The sequence below is a fragment of the Isoptericola sp. NPDC055881 genome, from assembly GCF_053615895.1.
Genome location: NZ_JBSHCR010000005.1, coordinates 108,341 through 114,748 on the forward strand (window position 1 = coordinate 108,341; position 6,408 = coordinate 114,748).

The window sequence follows — 6,408 nt, forward strand, 5'->3', positions numbered from 1 at the left end:
CCGGTCAGGTGCCCGAGGTCAGACCCCCAGCGCCGTCCGCAGCTCGGCCTTGATCCGGTCGAGCTTCTTGTGCGCCGCGACGCGCAGCTGACCGACGTCGAGCGCGGAGGCGTCCGGCGCCACCGGCTCGACGACCTCGAGGTAGCACTTCACCTTCGGCTCGGTCCCGCTGGGCCGCACGACGACGCGCGTGTCGTCGGCCCCCAGCAGCACCACGCCGTCGGTGGGCGGCAGGCCGTCGATGCCGTCGCCGAGGTCGAGCACCTGGGCGACGCCCGCCCCCGCGAGGGTGCGCGGCGGTGCCGTGCGCAGCCGCGACATCGTCTCCGGGATCCGGGACAGGTCGTCGAACCGCAGGGAGAGCTGGTCCGTGACGAACAGCCCGTTCTCGCGCGCGACGTCGTCCAGCGCGTCGACGAGCGTGCGCCCCTCCGCCTTGAGCCGCGCGGCGAGCAGCGCGATCAGCACCGCGGTGCTCAGGCCGTCCTTGTCGCGCACGTGCGCCGGGTCGACGCAGTAACCCAGCGCCTCCTCGTAGCCGAAGACCAGCCCCGGGGTCCGCGAGATCCACTTGAAGCCGGTGAGGGTGGTCGCGTGCCCGACGCCGTACCGCACCGCGATCGACGACAGCACCCGCGAGGACACCACCGAGCAGGCCACGACCGGGCCCGTGGAGCCCGCCGGTGCGGGCACGTCGCCCCGCGCCATGCGGCGGACCGCCTCGCGGCCGAGGAGGGCTCCGACCTCGTCGCCGTGCAGCATGCGCCAGCCCTGCGAGCGGGCGGTCTCGGCGCCCTGGTGCGTGCCGACCGTCGGGTCGTAGACGGCGACGGCGCACCGGTCGGCGTCGGGGTCGTTCGCGATCACCAGGTCGGCGTGCGCCTCGGCGAGGGCGACCGCCATGTCGATCGCGCCGGGCTCCTCCGGGTTCGGGAACCGCACGGTGGGGAAGGCCGGGTCCGGGTGGAGCTGCTCCTCGACCGGGGTCACCTGGGTGAACCCGGCGTCGGCGAGCACCCGCGCGAGCACCCGCCCGCCCACCCCGTGCAGCGACGTGGTGACGATGCGCAGCGCCGCGCGCTCGGCCGGCCCCGTGGAGGTGCCGACCCGGTCGGCGAGGGCGTGCACGGAGGCCAGGTACGCGTCGACGACCTCCCGGCCGAGGACCGTCCAGCCGGTCTCCACGCGCGGCACGCCCGACGCGGGGCCCGCCGCCGCGATGCGCTCGGCGATGCGCGCGTCGTGCGGTGGCACGATCTGCGCGCCCTGGCCGGCGTCGGTCACGACCCGCCCGCCGAGGTAGACCTTGTACCCGTTGTCCTGCGCCGGGTTGTGGCTCGCGGTGACCATGACCCCCGCGTCGGCGTCCAGGTGCCGCACCGCGAACGCCAGGACCGGCGTCGGCAGGGCGGCGGGCAGCAGCAGGACCTCGGCTCCCGCCGCGGTGAGCACGGCCGCCGTGTCCGTCGCGAACACGGAGGACCGGTCGCGCGCGTCGTACCCGACCACCACGCGTGGCGCGACGCCCGGGCCCAGCGACGACGTCAGGTACGCGCCGAGGCCGGCCGCCGCCGTCGTGACGACGGCGCGGTTCATCCGGTTCGGCCCCGGCGCCATCGCGCCGCGCAGCCCGGCCGTGCCGAACTGGAGCGAGCCCGCGAAACGGTCCCGCAGCAGCGCGACGGCTTGCTCACGGGTGCTCGCGCGCGGCGACGACGTCTGCTCGGCGAGCCGCGACAGCTCCGCCTTGTCGTCGTCGTCGACGTCGTAGCGGATCCAGCGCTCCACCGCGTCGAGCAGCGCGGACAGGTCGAGCGCCCTCGCAGCCGGCTCGAAGGCCGGGTCGTCGGTGTCCAGGCTCATGGCGGGTCCCCCTCGGTCGGTGCGCAGTCGGTGGACGGAGTCAGATCGCGGTCACATGTGCGGTCACGTGGCGGTCACATCGCGGTGACGATGCGGGCGAGCAGCTCGCTGATGCGGGGGCCGGCGGCCCGGCCGGCCTCCAGCACCTCCTCGTGCGACAGCGGCTGCGGGCTGATGCCTGCCGCGAGGTTCGTCACGAGGGAGACGCCGAGGACCTCCATGCCGGCGTGCCGCGCGGCGATGGCCTCCAGTGTCGTCGACATGCCGACGAGGTCGGCGCCCAGGAGCCCGGCCATCTTGACCTCGGCCGGGGTCTCGTAGTGCGGGCCGTGGAACTGGGCGTAGACGCCCTCGGGCAGCTCCGGGTCGACGGACCGGGCGACCTCCCGCAGCCGCGGGGAGTACAGGTCGGTGAGGTCGACGAACGTCGCGCCCTCGAGGGTCGAGGTGCCCGTGAGGTTGATGTGGTCCCGGATCAGCACCGGCTGCCCGGGCCGCCACGCCATGTGCAGCCCGCCGCAGCCGTTGGTGAGGACGACGGTCTCGCAGCCGGTGGCGGCGGCGGTGCGCACCCCGTGCGCGACGCGGCGCACGCCCTTGCCCTCGTACAGGTGCGTGCGCCCGCCGATGACGAGCGCGTGCCGCACCGAGCCGTCGGGACGCTCCACCCGCACGGACCGGGTGGTGGCCGCGTGGCCGGCGACGGCCGGCCGGGAGAAGCCGGGGATCTCGTGCGTCGGGACCTCGGCGACGACGTCGCCGATCAGCTCTGCGGCGCCGCCCCAGCCGGAGCCGAGCACCAGGGCGACGTCGTGGCCCGGCACCCCCGTCACCTCGGCGATGTGGTCGGCCGCCGCACGGGCGACGTCGAACGGGTCGGTGGTCGGGTCGTCGAGGTCCCCGACGCTGCGGCTCGTGGTGCTCATGGTCCCGAGGGTAGTCCGCGCGGGGGCGCCGCGCCGCGTCGGCGCAGGTGGCCCCGCAGCCTGACACAATGGCACCCGTGCCCTCCGTGAACACCCCTTCCCCGGACACCACCCCGGACATCATCCCGGACACCCCGGCCTCGTCGATCGCCCCCACCCCCGGCGTCCCCGAGACCGACCCTCGCGCTCCCCACGTGGTCGTGGTCGGCGGCGGCCCGGGCGGCTACGAGGCCGCCCTCGTGGCCCGCCGGCTCGGGGCCCGCGTCACGGTCGTCGAGCGCCAGGGCCTCGGCGGCGCCGCCGTGCTGACCGACGTGGTGCCGTCCAAGACGCTCATCGCCACCGCCGAGTGGTTCACCACCGCGGAGCAGGGCGCCGAGCTCGGCGTCCGCGGCGAGACGCCGGCGGGCGAGCGGCGCGACCACGTCGACCTCAAGGCCGTCAACGCCCGGGTGCTCGCCCTCGCCGACGCGCAGTCCCGCGACATCCACGCCCGGCTCGAGCGCGAGGGCGTCGAGATCGTCGCCGGCACCGGGCGGCTCGACGGGCCGTCACGCGTCGTCGTCGAGCACCCCGAGGGCACCGCGGCGACGACGACGCTCGACGCCGACACCGTGCTGCTCGCCGTCGGCGCGACGCCGCGCACGCTGCCCACCGCCGTCCCCGACGGGGAGCGGATCCTCACGTGGACCCAGCTGTACCGGCTCACCGAGCTGCCCGAGCGGCTGATCGTGGTCGGCTCCGGGGTCACCGGCGCCGAGTTCGCGGGCGCCTACCAGACGCTCGGCTCCCAGGTCGTGCTCGTCTCCTCGCGCGACCGGGTCCTGCCCGGCGAGGACATGGACGCGGCCGAGCTGCTCGAGGGGGTCTTCCGCTCCCGCGGCATGACCGTCATGTCCCGCTCCCGTGCCGCCTCCGCCGAGCGCACCGCCGACGGCGTCGCCGTCACGCTCTCCGACGGCCGGGTCGTCGAGGGGTCGCACGTCCTCATCGCCGTCGGCGCCGTCCCCTCCACGGCGGGCCTCGGGCTCGAGGAGGCAGGGGTGCGCCTGTCAGCGAGCGGCCACGTCGAGGTGGACCGGGTGTCGCGCACCTCCGTGCCCGGCGTGTACGCCGCGGGCGACTGCACGGGCGTCCTGCCGCTCGCGTCCGTGGCCGCCATGCAGGGGCGCATCGCGATGTCGCACGCCCTCGGCGACGCCGTCGCGCCCCTCAAGCTGGGGCGGGTCGCGGCCAACATCTTCACGGGGCCCGAGATCGCCACCGTCGGGTTCAGCGAGGAGAAGCTGCGCGAGCGCGGCCACCGCTACGTCACCACGACCCTGCCGCTGGCCCGCAACCCGCGCGCCAAGATGCTCGGCATGCGCGACGGGTTCGTGAAGCTCTTCGCCCACCCCGACGCGGGCGTCGTGCTGGGCGGCGTCGTGGTGGCGCCGCGGGCCAGCGAGCTGATCTTCCCCATCACGCTCGCCGTCGCGCACCGGCTGACCGTGGACGACGTCGCCGACGCGTTCACCGTGTACCCGTCCCTGTCGGGCTCGATCGCGGAGGCGGCGCGCGTGCTGCACGGTCAGTCGGGGGAGGGCCTCAGCGCCTGACCCCGGCGCTCAGGCGCGGGCGTCGAGCCGCGCCAGCAGCGCCGGCCACGCGGCGGCGAACGCCGGCAGCAGGGGCAGCGTCGCGACGTCGTCGACGGCGACCCAGCGCACGTCGAGGCTCTCCGGGTCCGCGGGCGCCGGCGCGACGTCGGCCCCGGGCGCGACGTCCGCGAGGACGGTCGTGTAGGCCCACGGACCGTGGTCGAGGACGTGCGTGCCCAGGACGTGCACCGCGCGCGGCGGCACGGCGGCCTCCTCGAGGCTCTCGCGTAAGGCCCCGTCCAGCGGCGTCTCGTCCGGGGCCAGGGCGCCACCGGGGACCGCCCACGTGCCGCCCTGGTCCGACCAGGGGGCGCGATGCTGCAGCACCACGTCGGTCACGTCGCCGCGCGGCGCCCGCCGCGCGAGCAGCAGCCCCGCCGCGCCGTACAGGCCCCAGTGCCGGTGGTCCCCGCACGCCACCCAGCCGTCCCCGGCATGCCGGTGGAGGGTCTCGCGCGGGGGGAACGGGCTGGGCACGCCGCCAGGCTACAGGCGAGGATGGACCGGTGAGCGACGACCGCGCCGATGACTCCCGCGCGTACGGCCGGTCTTCCTGACCCATGGAGGACGACAAGGCGGACGACCAGGTGACCACCATGCCCGACGACCGTCCGGGCACGCTGCCCGACGCCGACGACCGGCCCGGCTGGAAGCGCGACGTCACGATCTTCCTCGCCGGGCAGACGGTCTCGCTGCTCGGGTCGATGCTCGTGCAGTTCGCCGTGATGTGGCACCTCACGATCGTCACGCGGTCCGGGTCGGTGCTGATGCTCAGCATCGTGTTCGGGATGCTCCCGCAGGCGTTCGTGTCCGTCTTCGGGGGTGTGTGGGCCGACCGGCACTCCCGCAAGCTCCTGATCATCGGTGCGGACACCGCCATCGCGACGATCACCCTGGGCCTGGCGCTGCTCATGCTCTCCGGCGTCGACGACCTGTGGGTCATCTACGTGGCGCTCGCGGTCCGCTCCACCTTCGCCGGGATCCAGACGCCCGCGGTGAACGCGATGGTGCCGCAGATCGTGCCCGCCGCGCAGCTCCTGCGCATCAACGGGATCAACCAGTCCGTCCAGTCCGGCATGATGCTGCTCGCCCCGGTGCTGGCCGCCGCGATCTACGCGAGCTTCGACATCGTGGCCGTCTTCCTGGTCGACGTGGTCACCGCCCTCGTCGGGGTGGGGTTGCTCCTCCTGGTCCGGGTGCCGCGCCTGGTGCGGCACGACGAGGCTGCTGCCGCAGGGGAGGGCGGCGCCGTCGAGCGGCCCACCTACTTCGGGGACCTGGCGGCCGGGGTCCGGTACGTCCGTGGCCACGCGGCCGTCCGGTGGCTCATGACGATCTTCGCCACGACGATGGTGCTCATCGGCGCGCCGTCGTACCTCACCCCGCTCATGGTGACCCGCACCTTCGGCGACGAGGTGTGGAAGCTCACCACGAACGAGGTCTTCTGGGCGGCAGGCATGCTCGCCGGCGGGCTCGCGATGGCGCTGGTCGGCACGCGGGTCACGAACCGGGTGGCGCTCGTCGTCGGGACGACGTTCTCCGCGGGGGTGTGCACCGTCGGGCTCGGCCTGTCGACGAACATGTGGGTGTTCTACTCGCTGGGCCTGCTGGTCGGTGTCTCGTTCACGCTGATGTCCGCACCGAGCATGGCCATCCTGCAGGAGACCGTGGAGCCCGAGATGCAGGGCCGCGTCTTCGGTTTCGTCGGCATCGTCATGACCGTGGCGATGCCGCTGAGCATGGTCGTCTTCGGCCCGCTCGCCGACCGGTACTCGGTGCAGGTGCTGCTGGTCGTCGCCGGCACGCTGCTCGCCGCGTTCGTCGCCGTCGTGCTGGCCGTGCCGTCCGCGCGCCGCTCGCTCGCCGCCGTCGCCCGCCCCGTCGAGGTGCCCACCTGAGGCGACGTGGGGGGGGGACCTAGACGGCGTCGGGCCCCCAGGGGGTCGCGGGCGCCCCCGCCCGGGGGGCGCGGCGCTCGG

The 6,408-nt window shown here is 74.9% G+C and carries 5 protein-coding genes; 2 read left to right on the forward strand and 3 right to left on the reverse strand.

All coding sequences use genetic code 11. The features are described 5' to 3' along the window. Positions 1-18: 18 nt before the first annotated feature. On the reverse strand, positions 19-1,863 hold the full coding sequence (locus ACWGKI_RS03015) for a phospho-sugar mutase (protein ID WP_380242167.1): 1,845 nt from the start codon (positions 1,861-1,863) through the stop codon (positions 19-21). Positions 1,864-1,937: 74 nt separating this feature from the next. Further along, positions 1,938-2,789 carry a purine-nucleoside phosphorylase gene (locus tag ACWGKI_RS03020; protein WP_452184570.1) on the reverse strand — a complete coding sequence of 284 codons (852 nt, stop codon included), beginning with the start codon at positions 2,787-2,789 and terminating at the stop codon, positions 1,938-1,940. A 146-nt stretch (positions 2,790-2,935) separates the two neighbouring features. Here ACWGKI_RS03020 and ACWGKI_RS03025 point away from each other — a divergent pair, with 146 nt between their 5' ends. Next, positions 2,936-4,387: an NAD(P)H-quinone dehydrogenase gene (locus tag ACWGKI_RS03025; protein ID WP_380242213.1), complete on the forward strand. Its 1,452-nt coding sequence runs from the start codon at positions 2,936-2,938 to the stop codon at positions 4,385-4,387. Between the two features lie 9 nt (positions 4,388-4,396). Here the strand turns inward: ACWGKI_RS03025 and ACWGKI_RS03030 are convergent, their stop codons facing one another. Then, positions 4,397-4,906 carry an NUDIX domain-containing protein gene (locus ACWGKI_RS03030; protein WP_452184572.1) on the reverse strand — a complete coding sequence of 170 codons (510 nt, stop codon included), beginning with the start codon at positions 4,904-4,906 and terminating at the stop codon, positions 4,397-4,399. 83 nt (positions 4,907-4,989) lie between these two features. Between ACWGKI_RS03030 and ACWGKI_RS03035 the strand changes: the two genes are divergently transcribed. Next, positions 4,990-6,327 (forward strand): MFS transporter, encoded by a 1,338-nt coding sequence (locus ACWGKI_RS03035; RefSeq protein ID WP_452184574.1) that lies wholly within the window; start codon positions 4,990-4,992, stop codon positions 6,325-6,327. Positions 6,328-6,408 lie beyond the last annotated feature (81 nt).